15 protein-coding genes are annotated in these 13,221 nt (G+C 46.2%); 11 read left to right on the top strand and 4 right to left on the bottom strand.

The features are described 5' to 3' along the window. Positions 1 to 368 precede the first annotated feature (368 nt). The gene (locus tag V2H45_RS04525) at positions 369 to 1,598 is read right to left on the bottom strand and encodes a response regulator (RefSeq protein ID WP_330482431.1); all 1,230 of its coding nucleotides are present in this window, start codon (positions 1,596 to 1,598) and stop codon (positions 369 to 371) included. A gap of 401 nt (positions 1,599 to 1,999) precedes the next feature. Here V2H45_RS04525 and V2H45_RS04530 point away from each other — a divergent pair, with 401 nt between their 5' ends. Next, a complete protein-coding gene (locus V2H45_RS04530) occupies positions 2,000 to 2,839 on the top strand; it encodes an alpha/beta fold hydrolase (RefSeq protein WP_330482432.1) in 840 nt (279 codons plus the stop codon). A 4-nt stretch (positions 2,840 to 2,843) separates the two neighbouring features. On the opposite strand, the gene V2H45_RS04535 is transcribed toward V2H45_RS04530, so the two are convergent. Further along, positions 2,844 to 3,935: a DMT family transporter gene (locus V2H45_RS04535; protein ID WP_330482433.1), complete on the bottom strand. Its 1,092-nt coding sequence runs from the start codon at positions 3,933 to 3,935 to the stop codon at positions 2,844 to 2,846. Positions 3,936 to 4,146: 211 nt separating this feature from the next. Here V2H45_RS04535 and V2H45_RS04540 point away from each other — a divergent pair, with 211 nt between their 5' ends. The 5 genes from V2H45_RS04540 to hslO all read left to right on the top strand — a co-directional run bounded on the left by V2H45_RS04540 (position 4,147) and on the right by hslO (position 9,133). Then, the gene (locus tag V2H45_RS04540; RefSeq protein WP_330482434.1) at positions 4,147 to 4,536 is read left to right on the top strand and encodes a hypothetical protein; all 390 of its coding nucleotides are present in this window, start codon (positions 4,147 to 4,149) and stop codon (positions 4,534 to 4,536) included. A gap of 9 nt (positions 4,537 to 4,545) precedes the next feature. Further along, positions 4,546 to 5,757 (top strand): heavy metal-binding domain-containing protein, encoded by a 1,212-nt coding sequence (locus V2H45_RS04545; RefSeq protein WP_330482435.1) that lies wholly within the window; start codon positions 4,546 to 4,548, stop codon positions 5,755 to 5,757. Between the two features lie 87 nt (positions 5,758 to 5,844). Further along, positions 5,845 to 6,735: a heavy metal-binding domain-containing protein gene (locus V2H45_RS04550; protein WP_330482436.1), complete on the top strand. Its 891-nt coding sequence runs from the start codon at positions 5,845 to 5,847 to the stop codon at positions 6,733 to 6,735. Positions 6,736 to 6,749: 14 nt separating this feature from the next. Beyond that, positions 6,750 to 7,937 (top strand): murein transglycosylase A, encoded by a 1,188-nt coding sequence (gene mltA, locus V2H45_RS04555; protein WP_330482437.1) that lies wholly within the window; start codon positions 6,750 to 6,752, stop codon positions 7,935 to 7,937. 254 nt (positions 7,938 to 8,191) lie between these two features. Then, on the top strand, positions 8,192 to 9,133 hold the full coding sequence (gene hslO / locus V2H45_RS04560) for an Hsp33 family molecular chaperone HslO (protein ID WP_330482438.1): 942 nt from the start codon (positions 8,192 to 8,194) through the stop codon (positions 9,131 to 9,133). A gap of 98 nt (positions 9,134 to 9,231) precedes the next feature. Here hslO and V2H45_RS04565 read toward each other — a convergent pair whose 3' ends face one another. Further along, on the bottom strand, positions 9,232 to 9,696 hold the full coding sequence (locus V2H45_RS04565) for a DUF29 domain-containing protein (protein WP_330482439.1): 465 nt from the start codon (positions 9,694 to 9,696) through the stop codon (positions 9,232 to 9,234). A gap of 63 nt (positions 9,697 to 9,759) precedes the next feature. Here V2H45_RS04565 and V2H45_RS04570 point away from each other — a divergent pair, with 63 nt between their 5' ends. The 3 genes from V2H45_RS04570 to V2H45_RS04580 are packed head-to-tail and all read left to right on the top strand — an operon-like array spanning position 9,760 to position 10,915. Next, a complete protein-coding gene (locus V2H45_RS04570; protein WP_330482440.1) occupies positions 9,760 to 10,050 on the top strand; it encodes a hypothetical protein in 291 nt (96 codons plus the stop codon). Beyond that, the gene (locus V2H45_RS04575; RefSeq protein WP_330482441.1) at positions 10,014 to 10,391 is read left to right on the top strand and encodes an aspartate aminotransferase family protein; all 378 of its coding nucleotides are present in this window, start codon (positions 10,014 to 10,016) and stop codon (positions 10,389 to 10,391) included. The genes V2H45_RS04570 and V2H45_RS04575 overlap by 37 nt, the downstream gene beginning before the upstream one ends. 20 nt (positions 10,392 to 10,411) lie before the next feature. Beyond that, complete coding sequence (locus V2H45_RS04580) at positions 10,412 to 10,915, top strand: endonuclease V (protein WP_330482442.1); 504 nt, start codon at positions 10,412 to 10,414, stop codon at positions 10,913 to 10,915. A gap of 56 nt (positions 10,916 to 10,971) precedes the next feature. On the opposite strand, the gene V2H45_RS04585 is transcribed toward V2H45_RS04580, so the two are convergent. Further along, a complete protein-coding gene (locus V2H45_RS04585) occupies positions 10,972 to 11,439 on the bottom strand; it encodes a DUF2127 domain-containing protein (RefSeq protein ID WP_330482443.1) in 468 nt (155 codons plus the stop codon). A gap of 90 nt (positions 11,440 to 11,529) precedes the next feature. Between V2H45_RS04585 and V2H45_RS04590 the strand changes: the two genes are divergently transcribed. Together V2H45_RS04590 and V2H45_RS04595 are read left to right on the top strand one after the other, a co-directional pair. Further along, complete coding sequence (locus V2H45_RS04590; protein WP_330482444.1) at positions 11,530 to 11,991, top strand: GNAT family N-acetyltransferase; 462 nt, start codon at positions 11,530 to 11,532, stop codon at positions 11,989 to 11,991. 20 nt (positions 11,992 to 12,011) lie between these two features. Then, positions 12,012 to 13,169, top strand: a complete 1,158-nt coding sequence (locus V2H45_RS04595; protein ID WP_330482445.1) for a glycosyltransferase family protein — start codon at positions 12,012 to 12,014, stop codon at positions 13,167 to 13,169. Positions 13,170 to 13,221 lie beyond the last annotated feature (52 nt).

Genomic DNA, 13,221 nt, shown 5'->3' on the forward strand with positions numbered 1-13,221 from the left:
TCGTGCATATGATAACTTGCGAATATTTTTTTAAGCTTTTTATCATCAATATAATGATAATGCATCCTCAAAAAACAAATAATCGACAATTTTTTTATAACTTTTACTGTTAATTCATACAAAAAATAATAAATCTGTGCGTGAATAGCAGTGTGGCTCTCAGCTATGTCTGGATTTTCAAAAGCTGCATTGGATATTTTTGAAATCTTACTAAGTTATTACTGGATTATTACTGAAAATCTCCACCAAAGTATAGGATTTGGAATCCTTTTGATAACTATTGGTAGATGATTTCACATAGGGCAAGTAGATAAACAAAGTGAGTATTTTTATCTATCAACCAAAGCAAGAAAATGAGTTTGAAATTATTAGACTATGGGATCTGTGGGGAGTGGCGCGAGTTCGCGTAATAATGCCCGCAATTGTTCTCTAAACTCTTGAGTTTCCGCAGAAGTACGAGGTTTTGCCAAAAAACGACAATGAGCCCACTTCGCTCTGAAATTGTTTGCCATATTGTTTTCAGCAGTCACCAAAACAAGTGGGATGGAAGAAAGGTTAGATTGGCGTCGAATTTGTTTAATGAGGTCAAAGCCATTGATTTCGGGCATATTGATGTCCATAAATACAATGGAGGGCTTGTATTCCAATATTTTTTGCGTAGCATTCGCGGCTTCACTAACCAGATTAATCTTGTAACCCCAGCTTTTTAAGAGTTCGCCAAACTGCTTAAGTAACACCGGCGAATCATCTACGATCAGCACGCGGGGTATCTCGATCTCGTCATTGGTTAAAGGCAAATTGCTTTCTTCAGGCACTAGGGATCGCGCCTGTAAAGGTAAAATTGCAACCGTGCGATTCTCTGCTAGTTTGTCCAGTTTAAGCGCAGTTCGAGAAACATGTTGCTTGAAGTGATCGGCAATTTCACTAATACGATGTGCCCCTTTTGTAACCTTAGCAAACAGAGGAACATGGGCGATCGTATGATCTTCATCTAAAAGCTGAACAGTTTGATAAGGATGGTTTACATAGCTAAATTTTTTCCATTGCTGCACGCCACGGGTTGCTGCATCTTCTAGAACAGAAAACTGCCAAATTGGTAATGTAAAGTGCGTGTTTGTTGGTGCTGGTTGCCAAACAAAAGAGAAAGTATTCTCCAAATACAAAGCTAATAAATTTTCAAATAAAACTTCTTTTAAGGCTTGACGTGTTGACTCAGGATCCTGCTCAAAGATCTGACTAATTAATTGATAGAGCTGATAGCTATTGTTTTGCTTTTTGGTTAACTCAACTTGATCGGAGGCTCTAATTTTTTGGATTTTGAATTTACGCAACAAAGTCGGCAAAAATTCATTTTTCTCTTCGATCATGGCAATACTGCCACCATATATAAAAATTTTCCAACTCAGATGCGGCGTTTCTACTTTGACAATACCTGTGGAATCCAGTAAGAGGCGCAGCATTGCCAACAGGCTTTTGAGCGTCATATTGGTGACAACCTGCCCCGCTGGAACCGTGCCGCCCATGTCCAGTTCATCTAGGAAAGTAGATGTAGCAGCAGGCTCTTCATGACTGTTAAAGGTTATTGGGATCTGAGACATTGCAAAATTAGAAGTTAAGCAGAGCTTTAAAAAAATTTAAACTAACATAAACCCTAGGAATGAAGGGTTGGGAAAATTCTCGATCTCATGACCTGATATTTAACAGATAAATCAAAGGTATGAACCCCGAGGCTAGCCTCGGCAGTTAGTCTGCCAAATGCAGTAGGGAATCAACTCAAAGAGATTGAATAACAGGTGACAAACTGTAATGATTCTTGCCTGTAACTAGTAGGAAAAATATACCAAAATTAACTCCTTACTAGTCTAACCAATATACATAGCTACACTAAAAATCATATTTTGTACTTTTGTAGCGAATTGGTGTAAAGCTAACTGCTCCTACAAGGTGGCTTTAGTATAGCTGAGTTCCAGTAGCAATTTTTGGCGATCGCTTGGGCTGTATGTCTTCACAAAATTTATCATTACAGAATTTGTCAGTTCTTTGCTTACATGGTCATCCTGGTAGCGGTGCAGCGATGACGGTGTTTGTCGAACACTTAAACAACAGAGGTTTAAAAATCTTGGCACCCGATCTGAGAGGCTATGGCAAATCGAAAAATCGTCAACCTTTTTCCATGCAGGTACATGTGGAGGATCTGAGCGACCTCTTAAAAAAGCAGCAGGGGAAATATATTATTTTAGGCTGGTCGCTGGGGGGGATTTTGGCACTTGAGTTAGCCTTGCAAGCATCTCGCTCTGCCACAGATTCCGATCCACTCGCTACGGGTCAACTGGTTGGGCTGATTTTAATTGCCACGGCGGCGCGTCCTCAGAGTAGTTTGCCAAGCGTGCCTTGGTGGGAATATGCCAATACGGCTTTGGCTGTCTTAAGCAAGTTAGTTTTTCCCCATTGGCACTGGGCAACTGAACGAATCGGTAAGCGATCGCTGCTGAAATACTTAATTCAACAACATACACCCTTTGCCTACGATCGCATTGCCCATGAAGGCGCTAGCGCCTTTCTGCAAACCTCGCGTTCTGCCACGCAAGCCCTTTCGGCTGCACTCCGTCAAGGCTACGATCGCAGACAAGACCTAGAGCAGATTGCGATTCCCTGTTTGATGTTGGCTGGTGAATGCGATCGACATATCACCGCTGCCTCTAGTTACGACACTGCTTCACGCTTGCCTAACTGCGAATATATTTGCTATCCACAGACCGCCCACCTTTTGCCTTGGGAAATTCCCGATCGGGTTTTGACAGATATCGATCGATGGCTAGGAAAGCATTTTGCGCCATAAATGGCTATTTTTCAGTTCCTATGGGGTTAGGGAGCGTGGATTTCGTTTGAAATTTAGCTAGATTCATCAAAATCACACCGATTGTCACCACGGCGATCGCGACCCATTGTTCTATTTTCAAAACATCTTGAAGAATGAGCAAAGATAAGAGAGAGGTCACCGCAGGGCCGCTAGAACCAATAATCGAGGTCGAAGCTGCACCGATGGTTTTAATGCCAAAGTTATTAAACAGATAGCCCGACATCGTTGCCATGCAAAGCAACAAGCCCATTAATAGCAACCCACTATTGACCTGAAACTTGACTAGAAATGCGGCAGCGATCGCCAAAACCACCCACTCAACTGTGAAAACCAAGCCTGTAAATGTAGGTGGACTGATCTTGCCAAAACAAGACTGGGCTAAGATCCCTTCAACGGCAAACACTACGCCCGAAGCCAACGCCATCAGGATGCCAAAAGGTTCTGTTTTAATTACAGGCGGCTTGCAAACAGCATTCTCAAAAAGCTGCGGTGCAACACATTCTAAAAAGGGGAAGGTGAGCCAAATGCAACCCATATAGATCAAGATAATTGCCAACCATTGCTTTAGGGAGGGACGTTCGCCAAACAGCCGCCAAGCCAACAGCGTTGTCACGGTGGGATAAATGAAAAATAAAGTGACGGCAGTACCAGGCCCCACTAAGGGAATGGCTAGATAAATTCCCATTTGCGAGAGAAACAGAAAGCTACCCGCTGCGACAATTCTCAACTTGAGGGAGTTATCTTTGCCTGAAATCACCTGTCTTGCTTCAGAAAATGCACCTTCATGCACGATGGGCAAAATCATCCACAAAAAGGGAACGACGAAACTAATCCGAATTAGTAAAATCAGTAGCGGCACTTGCAGCGGATTGCTCGGATCGAGAATCTCGGGGGTAACGTATCCACCCAATTTAAATAACCCATCGGGGAATAGTCCGCTAAATATCTTAAAAGGAGTTTTCGATTGCGCGATTTTAACGAGGACATTCTGCAATGATAGGCATAGGGTTGCCATCAAAACAAAGAAAAGTCCTCGCAACCATTGCTTGGAGACGCTTGGGGATGATGTTGCCATAGGGGTATGGTGTGTATTCTTGCAGGACGCGATCGCAGGTTTGTCTTAAATTGCACAGAATAGCCTATGGGTTGTTTTCAGGCAAATTATCGTTGTTTAAAATTTAAAATTCCTGCGAGTATTCCCCGCCACTGGACAGAAGCGCTTGGGATTGTTAAGGTGAGCGGTGAGAGTGCGCCTAAACATCTCTCTCCTTGCCCCATAATTTTTTATGATCGACGACTTTAATCTAGCTTTTTCCGTTGATGTATTGGCTGCCTCACTTTCCCTCGATCGCGGAGATACAGATGCCCTCTTGACACAGTTGGCTCAAAAATTAAAAGGTGCTTTACCCAGAAATACCCAAGTCCAGCGCAGTTGGTTTGGCTTGGGGAGCATTCAAACGGTGACGCTTTGCTTTGACGATTATCATTACCAAGTGAGTCGAGAACCATACGGTGCGCTCTCAAATCGGGCGATCAAGGTGGTGCGTGGCGTTAAGATCAAAACCACTGAGCTTACAAGCGCAGATTGGAATCGCCAAGTTGCGGAAGCCCTAGCTCGGTTGGCAGCACAGAGCACTGAAGTTCGCGATGGCTTAAACCAATTTATTGGGGGTTAGACAAATCCTATGGGACTCATCGACAAAATTTGGGTGACGATCGCGACGCGATCGCGCCAGCAGACAACCCGCAAACCTCCATCGCGCCCGATCGCAGCCACCACTCATGTCAAGACAGGAAATATCTTTGCGGTCGCCAAGCATCGCCTTGACCAACAAATTCGGATTCGCAAACAAACAGGCAAGCCCTTTTTTACGAGCGACCTCAGCACGAACGAATACCTGCTGGTGCGACAGGCAGGTTTTGACCCGATTGGGTTAGTCATGGGCACGAGTTTTTACCATATCGGGTTTTACCGTAACTTTTGGGGATATCGCAATCACACGGGTGAGGTCGAAGTTTTGACCCAGGCGCAACTTACGGCACGGGAACTGGCGATGCAGCGCATGCAGCAAGAAGCCGCCCTCTTGGGCAGTCATGGCGTGATCGGGGTGCGGCTAAAGCAGTCTCGCAAAACTTGGATTCCTGGTGTGATGGAATTTACCGCGATCGGAACGGCGATTCGCAAGCCTGGATTTCCTGCCGTGCAAAATCCTTTTACGAGCGATTTGAGCGGTCAAGAATTTTGGCAGCTCCACCAAGCGGGATATCATCCCAAAGGTCTGGTGTTTGGCGTTTGTTCCTATTACGTGCATAGCGATCGCGCCACAAGGCAACTCACGAACGCTTCTTTTTGGAATCGCGTTTTTGGGCAGGGACGACAAAATCAAGAGGTGGTGCAATTTACCCAAGGCTTTCAAGATGCTCGCGAACTGGCAATTTTGCGATTGACCGAAGATGTCAAGCTCTTGGGCGCGAAAGGAGCCGTCGGCATGCAGATCGAAGCACAGGAAGAGGTGTTCGTTTATCAACCTAGGTCGCTTTGGGGTTTGCTCTTCCAATTCTTTTTTATGGGTTTGTTTCTCTCCTTCTTTATCGCTATATTTTCTGGGAATTATAAGGCGATCGCTCCTCTGATGAATTCACTAATGAATTCACTAATGAATTTACTTTTTCCGTTACTTAAGTCTGGAGGTGTTTTCGCTATTCCTGTGCTTCTCTTCCTAATTTCAACTTTGACAAGCATCCTGAATAACCTTTTGGGCAATGTTGGCCCCTGCAAAGATCTGCTCGTTCATTTTGTGGCGATCGGTACGGCGATTCAACCAGATGATGAGATGCCGCAGCAAAACCCGATTGGCAAAACCCTTCTGATTTCTCCCCTGAATAAGCGCTCTTAATCGATCGCGACTGAATCATCGTTCCCAAATTATCGTTCCCAAATCCTTGTTAAGCCTAGCTTTAAGATTCTCTTAAAAATTATCGATATGACAAACCAACCACCCAATTCTCCACGTCCTGCGATCGCCTCCGATCTGCCACCCCACGCCCAAGAACGAATGACCAGAATGCAGCAGGGGGGCAAGCAGAGCAATTTGTTTACCAGCGATCTTTCTGTGAATGAGTTTCTCTTGGTTAAAGAGGCTGGGTTCGAGCCTTTGGGTTTGGTGGTGGGCTGCTCCATGTATCACATTGGGTTTCAGTGGGCAGGAGTCAACCAAAATATGGAAATGACTACCCTCTCTCAGGCAATGTATCACGCCCGCGAGTTGGCAATGACGCGGATGCAAGAAGAAGCTGAGGCTCTCGGTGCTGACGGGATTGTGGGCGTGCGCCTGACTGCCAAACATATGACTTGGGAACCGAATATGGCAGAGTTTGTGGCGATCGGAACGGCTGTCAAGGCTCGCAACCATGCCATATCTTACCGTACCGTCCAAAACAAACCCTTTACGAGCGACCTGTCTGGACAGGACTTCTGGACATTATTACGAGCGGGCTATCGTCCCTTGGGATTGGTCATGGGCAACTGCGTCTATCATGTCGCCTATCAGGGGCTGGGGCAGTGGTTTAGAACGATTGGTAGAAATGTGGAAATGCCTAACTTCACGCAAGCTCTCTATGATGCCCGCGAAATCGCCATGGAACGGATGCAGGATGAAGCCTCTCAACTCCAAGCTGAGGGGATTATTGGGGCAAATATCCAAGAGCATCAATATGCTTGGAGTTCCCATGTGATTGAGTTTTTTGCGATCGGAACGGCAGTCACGCCTACGCGGGACGATCACCAGATTCAGACGCCCCAGTTGATGCTTTCGCTCAACGATCCACCCGCATCCATATCCGTAGTTGCGCCTCCTCCTGCGATCGGTCATTAAATCAAGAACTATCTATGTACAACGGACAAATTTTCAGTTTGAGTTTGGGAATTCTCTTGGCAGGGCTACCCAGTCTTGCAGCCACACAAGTTCCTTCGCAAGATTTTAAACAAGATTCTAAACAAGAGAATATAGAAATTCCAAAATTAGCTCAGGTGCTCGTGCCTTTACCCAAACAAGCTATCAATCCCCTCAGCGATCGCCTGGTGGACGATCTGTTTGATTGCGATCGCACCCAACTTCTCAAAGCGATTGACTATAGCATCCAATATATTCGCACGCCCAGTGCTGCCGATCGCTATCCTGTCGGTGAGATTAGCCGCGATCGCATGGAACGCAGCCTCATCCGATTTCGGCAATTGGTGCAAACTTCGCCCAACGCTGTAGAACTGCAAAAAGCCGTGCTGCAGGAGTTTGACCTACATAAATCGATTGGACTCGATCGCAAAGGAACCGTGCAGTTTACTGGCTATTACGAAGCCGTCTATAAAGCCAGTCGCACCCGCAATGGCGAGTTTCAATATCCCATCTATCGCTTGCCCCCTGATTTTAACACTTGGGAACGCCCCCATCCCACCCGAGAAATGTTGGAAGGGAGCAAACGTTTAGCAGGATTGGAAATTGCTTGGCTCAGCGATCGCTTTCAGGCATTTCTGATCCACGTTCAAGGCTCAGCCCGTCTGGTTTTAAACGATGGTTCATTAATCACCGTAGGCTTTGCGGGAAAAACCGATCGTCCCTATACCTCTGTTGGGGCGGCGATCGTGCGCGATGGCAAAATGCGCCTAGAGGATGTCACTTTGCAGTCCTTAATGGCATATTTCCAGAAGCATCCGCAAGAATTGGTCGGGTATCTCAATCGCAATCAGAGTTTTGTGTTTTTTCGCGAGACCAATGGTAGCCCTGCGATCGGTAGCTTGAACCTGCCTGTAACAGCGGAGCGATCGATCGCCACTGATAAATCGATCATGCCTGCGGGTGCGATCGCCCTGATTCGCACGCCACTCCCCTTTTTAAACCCCGTTACCAATACCTATGAATTTCGCCCTGTCAACCGCTTTGTGCTCGATCAAGATACCGGCGGCGCAATTAAGGGCGCAGGACGGGTCGATATTTTTATGGGTACTGGAGAAGTACCAAAACAACGGGCAGGACTGATCAAATATGACGGCGAGCTATATTATCTCGTACTCAAGAAATGAGGGTATTCCCCACTCAAGGATGGCAAGTGTTTGAGTGCTGATTTGAGGGTGGCGGAGAATTTACTTGTCCCCCTTTTGTAGGGGCAGGGGGATCAAACCTCTCGGTTCCAGTCAGTCGGCTTGCTTTATTCTGAAATCCTCAACCCGAATTCACGTCATTCTGGAAAATGCTCTTGTCTTTAGACAGATCAAATCGTGGGTGGATTTGCGTAACATGGAGAGTATAAACATTTAAACCCCTTTTAAGGAAACGCATGGTTGACCAACTAATTCGTGCCACTGCCGCTGATGGTGGCGTGCGGGTTGTCGGCGTAATTGCCACCCAACTGACCAATGAGGCATCTCGTCGTCACAAACTGTCAACGGTTGCTACTGCCGCCCTCGGTCGTGCCATGAGTGCCAGTTTACTCTTAGCTTCGAGTATGAAGCGTCCCCATTCGCGGGTAAATATTCGTGTGGCAGGCGATGGTAATTTGGGCTTGGTGTTTGCCGATGCTGGCATGGACGGCACGGTCAGAGGTTTTGTCGCGAACCCCAGTTTTGATTTACCGCTCAATGCTGATGGCGATCCCGATGTACAGGAAGCGATCGGGAAAACAGGTTTTCTCAGGGTAATGCGAGATGTTGGGTATGGCGACCCTTTCGCGAGCACGGTTGAACTGGTTTCAGGTGAAATTGGCGAGGATGTCGCTTGGTATTTAGCTTCCTCTGAGCAAACCTTTTCTAAGCTGATGGTGGGCGAATTTATTGGAGATAGCGATCTGCCTAATGGGGATGCGTCAAGCCGTAAGGGTGTAAATGTTTCCGCAGGAATTTTGCTCCAGATTTTACCGAAAGCCGCTAGAGATGAGAATTTAATGGCGCAAATTGATGCGCGGGTTGAGGCTTCTGAGGGGCTGACCAGTTTGCTCAAGCAAGGTAAGTCCCTAGAGCAAATTATGTCTGAAATTCTCGGCGATCTAAATTTGCATATCTTTCCTGCTACGCAACCCGTGAAGTTTCAATGTCCCTGCTCGTTAGAGCGGGTATTGGGCGCACTCAAAATGTTTGGCGAAGCCGAACTCAAAGATATGATCGCCAAAGATAATGGGGCTGAGGCAACCTGCCATTTTTGCGCTGAGGTCTATCGCGCTGACAGTCAACAGTTAGAGGAGATTATTAACGGCTTAAAAGCAGAAACCAGCGTCAATAATTAGCTCAAACTTACTGCACAGATCCCCGACTTTTTCTAAGCTAGTAAAGGGTATTCGCAAATTTACCAAAAAGACGGGGATCTTAATCTGTGTTTTGATTGCTACGTTTCAGGCAGGTAATCTTCGTCTAGAACTTGCTCGACTGTAAAGGGATGCTCTAGAGGAAATATAGCGATCGCCATGCCTGTTTCTGCGCTAGCTAGCTTTCTTGCGCCAAGATAGCAGTTGTCAAACTCCTGTAAGAAGTATCTTTTTAGGCTGGGACTCGTTTTAAAGGCTTCATCTAAGCGGCGACGATGCTCTAGCAATCTGTAGCGCCAACTGTTTGAACGCTTTTCTGGCTGATATTTATATTTCAACAAGTGCATCAAAATAATTTCCAAATTACTTTTAACGGCTTGTCTTTCACTTCTTCCCATGCTTTCAATTTCTTCGATCAAATTCTCAACATCCAATGCTGCCAAATTGCCTTCCTGCAATAATTGCACGGCTTTCTCTAACCAAAGCGAGAAGTCTTGTTCGTAAAGTTGAGCGTGGAAGGTTGTTTGATGAGATGTGGTGGTCATCGTATTGTAGGAGTTAGGCAAGAGAGTCAAGTCAATAGGCTCGATCTGCTGCCATTTTAAACTTTGCTCATTTCATCAACTCCGATCGCGACTTACTTCCCCAGCGATCGCAACTTTCCTCTAGCGATCGGGAATCTCTTCCCTAGCGATCGCAGAGTCTCTTCTCCAGAAATCGCGACTTACTTCCCTAGCGATCGCAGTAGGAAAATTAGAATCTCAGTAGCTCGAAAATCACTCCAGAGAGGGCAAATAGATGGTTGTGAGGATTCTCTAAAGGCGATATTCTATCTTACTTGCGATATCGTCCGCCAAATCGAATGCTCAGGCTTTTACAGAATCGGCTCAAGCATTTAGACATCTCTCACTTTGACAAACACGAACATTATGCTCGTAAATGCCTCTCTCTGCTCGGCGATCGCATCTTTTACCCAGGAAGTAAAGCCGTACAATATTCCTACTGGCTAGTTCCCATCATGATTGACGATCCAGTTTTACTGATGGCAAAAATTCGTGCAGAGGGATTTGATACGACAAGAGGGACAACTAGTTTAAGAGCGATTGGTGAAGCATTCATCCAAGCGAAGCAACTCATTGAGAATGTGCTTTACTTACCGATTCATCCTACCCTTTCTGAAGTACAACTCCTGCACCTCGCTCAAATCATCAATTCCCATCCATCTCCTCCCAAAGAATAATCAGCTAAGAGAATAAAATGATGAAATTAGCCGTGGATGTTCATTACAAAGGCGATCGCGCAACCGTAGGTGGCATTCTCTTTGAAAACTGGAGCGATCGAGATCCTACACAGGAGTTAACTTGTGCGATCGACAGCATTGAAGATTACGAACCTGGGCAATTTTACAAGCGAGAACTACCCTGTATCTTAAAGCTGCTTGAAGTCCATCAATTAAAGCCTGCATGCATTGCGATCGATGGGTTTGTGTATTTGGACGGATTTTCTAAGCCTGGCTTGGGTAAGTATCTTTATGATGCGCTTTGCGGTGAAGTTCCCATTGTTGGCGTGGCAAAAACGCTCTTTCGCGGGATTTCGCCAGACTATGCTGTCTGTAGAGGTGACAGTGAAAAGCCACTGTTCGTCACAGCCATTGGTCTACCCATTAGCGAAGCCAAGGAAGTAATCCGGACAATGCATGGCAGCTATCGGATACCCAGTCTACTGAAGCGCGTCGATCGCATCTGCCGAGATATTCCATCTTAGAAATTATTCGTTGGGGTAATTCATGAATTGCCCCGACAGACTGCGAATTCAGAAATTTAGGATGAGGATTTGTGATGGAGTTTTGGAAACTCGCGCAGCAGATACCAAAAGATTCCCACATTTAAGATAAAGACAATGAGCTTGACGATCGCAATCCCTTTAATCAACTCAAAAATTTCAATAGGAATGCTAATGCCCACTACGATCAGCACCAACCACCTTGCCCAAGACTGTTCGTACCACAAGCCCACCGCCTCGATCGCCGTGACGATGGCATAGATTGCCGCTCCGATCGCACTGAACTCTAATGTTTTAGGGCTGAGATTGACGACCTTCTCTAACCCCCAAACAATCATGCCGCGTTTGCCTGAAAGCGTCATCGATTCGGCGAAATCTAGCAAACCATCGTAGTTCTTATAAGCTGAGAAGATCGCGATCGATGTCACTGCCAATAACGTTGCCGTAAAGGCCTTATAAGCTACGATCGCAATTAGTGCGGTTGGACGTTTACCGATTTTTTCCATGAAAACTCACTCACTCGATCGCGGGAGGACTAACCAACTTCAGCATACATAAGGAATATACTGGATTTTGGCTTGCTTGAAATCTAGCTTATGGCAATTACGTTTAAATTAGCTGAATTTATTGATATCGATCCCCTGATCGAATTGGTGCAGGAGTTTTATAGGTTTGAGCATATGCATTTCGATCGTGGCGTGATCGATGCCGTATTAGGGTTGCTCAGCGATGAGACCTTTGGACGAATTTGGCTGATTTATGATGAGGATAGCGAAACGCAGAAACATCTGGCTGGTTATGTGGCGCTCATTTTCACCTATAGCCTAGAAACCCACGGACGCAATGCCATGGTAGATGAGTTGTTTTTGAGATCGCCCCATCGCGGCAAGGGCATTGGTAAAGAGGTGTTTCGGTTTTTAGAGGATTTTTGCCAGAGCATGAATATGCCTGTGATGCATTTGCTTGTCGATCATCGGAATGCGATCGCGCACAGGTTTTACATCAAAAAAGGCTTTAAACAGCAAGATCGCTACATCCTCAGTAAGTGGTTGGAATAGAATCACGCACCTTGCGTGACATGGACGTAGAATCTCCAAAATTTAAAGTAAGTAATATTCAAAATGGGGCAACAACACCGCTAAAATATGAATCTATGCCTACGTTATATGCTGCCATTACCAATCATGGTTTCGGACACGCTACTCGTACCGCTGCCGTTTTAGCGGAAATTCAGCGCCAAAACCCTGAAATTGCGATCGTTATCGCCACCAGTGCCCCCCAATGGCTCCTAGAGGAGTACATTTTGGGAGATTTTGTTTTGCGCGATCGCACCTTTGATATCGGTGTCATTCAAGCTGACAGTCTGCACATTGACAAACACACCACCCTGAGCAAACTGCAATATATTCAGCAGCATCAGGCTGAAATTTTGGAAGCAGAGCGGGAATTTTTTGAAGCGAACCCCGTCGATCTGATTTTTGCCGATATGCCACCGCTAGCGACGCAGCTTGCCAAGTCAGCAGGTGTGCCCTGTTGGATGGCAGGTAATTTCGGCTGGGATTTTATCTATCGCGATTGGAGTCACGACCTAGATGGTGAGTTTCTGGCGATCGCTGACTGGATGTCTGGGCTGTATAGCCAATGCGATCGCCTGTTCCGCCTACCCTTCCACGAGCCCATGTCATCATTTCCTCACATTCAAGATGTGGGACTCACGGGGGGATCGCCGCGCTATACGCCTGAGGAAATGCGCGAGAAGTTTCAACTCGATCGCGATCGACCGACGGCAATGCTAACGTTTGGAGGCTTGAGTCTCAGCCAAATTCCCTATGACAATCTTGCCCACTTTCCAGAGTGGCAGTTTATTACCTTTGACCTCAATGCCCCCGATCTGCCCAATTTAACCCGCGTTGGTCGGAATGGGCTGCGTCCAGTGGACTTGATGGGAGTTTGCGATCGCCTAATTACCAAACCGGGCTACGGCACGCTGTCTGAAGCTTGTCGCGTGGGCATCCCTATTGTCTGTCTTACCCGCGAAGGCTTTATTGAAGCGGAGACCCTGATTGCAGGAGTACGCGATTACACCCACCATTTGATTATCTCGCCCGCCGAATTTTATGAGGGAGATTGGCAATTTCTGACTGACCCGCTAGTACCACCTGCTTTAGAGAATGCGCGGCTCGATCCAAATGGTGAAACAGAGATTACATCGGAGATCCTCAAATATTTTCTATAATGAAGGCAATCCAGAAAATCTGTACCATATCCTGTAGGAAAAATCCCTTTGT

It is taken from the genome of Tumidithrix elongata BACA0141 (assembly GCF_036349135.1).
GTDB lineage: Bacteria > Cyanobacteriota > Cyanobacteriia > Pseudanabaenales > Pseudanabaenaceae > Tumidithrix > Tumidithrix elongata.

What these genes read in the sequence shown, in the direction of transcription:
- V2H45_RS04550 (WP_330482436.1), top strand. Translation starts at nt 5,845, where the DNA reads ATGACAAACCAACCACCCAATTCTCCACGTCCTGCGATCGCCTCCGAT.
- V2H45_RS04580 (WP_330482442.1), top strand. Translation starts at nt 10,412, where the DNA reads ATGAAATTAGCCGTGGATGTTCATTACAAAGGCGATCGCGCAACCGTA.
- V2H45_RS04590 (WP_330482444.1), top strand. Translation starts at nt 11,530, where the DNA reads ATGGCAATTACGTTTAAATTAGCTGAATTTATTGATATCGATCCCCTG.
- V2H45_RS04525 (WP_330482431.1), bottom strand. Translation starts at nt 1,598, where the DNA reads ATGTCTCAGATCCCAATAACCTTTAACAGTCATGAAGAGCCTGCTGCT.
- V2H45_RS04535 (WP_330482433.1), bottom strand. Translation starts at nt 3,935, where the DNA reads ATGGCAACATCATCCCCAAGCGTCTCCAAGCAATGGTTGCGAGGACTT.
- hslO (WP_330482438.1), top strand. Translation starts at nt 8,192, where the DNA reads ATGGTTGACCAACTAATTCGTGCCACTGCCGCTGATGGTGGCGTGCGG.
- V2H45_RS04585 (WP_330482443.1), bottom strand. Translation starts at nt 11,439, where the DNA reads ATGGAAAAAATCGGTAAACGTCCAACCGCACTAATTGCGATCGTAGCT.
- mltA (WP_330482437.1), top strand. Translation starts at nt 6,750, where the DNA reads ATGTACAACGGACAAATTTTCAGTTTGAGTTTGGGAATTCTCTTGGCA.
- V2H45_RS04595 (WP_330482445.1), top strand. Translation starts at nt 12,012, where the DNA reads ATGGACGTAGAATCTCCAAAATTTAAAGTAAGTAATATTCAAAATGGG.
- V2H45_RS04540 (WP_330482434.1), top strand. Translation starts at nt 4,147, where the DNA reads ATGATCGACGACTTTAATCTAGCTTTTTCCGTTGATGTATTGGCTGCC.
- V2H45_RS04575 (WP_330482441.1), top strand. Translation starts at nt 10,014, where the DNA reads ATGCTCAGGCTTTTACAGAATCGGCTCAAGCATTTAGACATCTCTCAC.
- V2H45_RS04565 (WP_330482439.1), bottom strand. Translation starts at nt 9,696, where the DNA reads ATGACCACCACATCTCATCAAACAACCTTCCACGCTCAACTTTACGAA.
- V2H45_RS04545 (WP_330482435.1), top strand. Translation starts at nt 4,546, where the DNA reads ATGGGACTCATCGACAAAATTTGGGTGACGATCGCGACGCGATCGCGC.
- V2H45_RS04530 (WP_330482432.1), top strand. Translation starts at nt 2,000, where the DNA reads ATGTCTTCACAAAATTTATCATTACAGAATTTGTCAGTTCTTTGCTTA.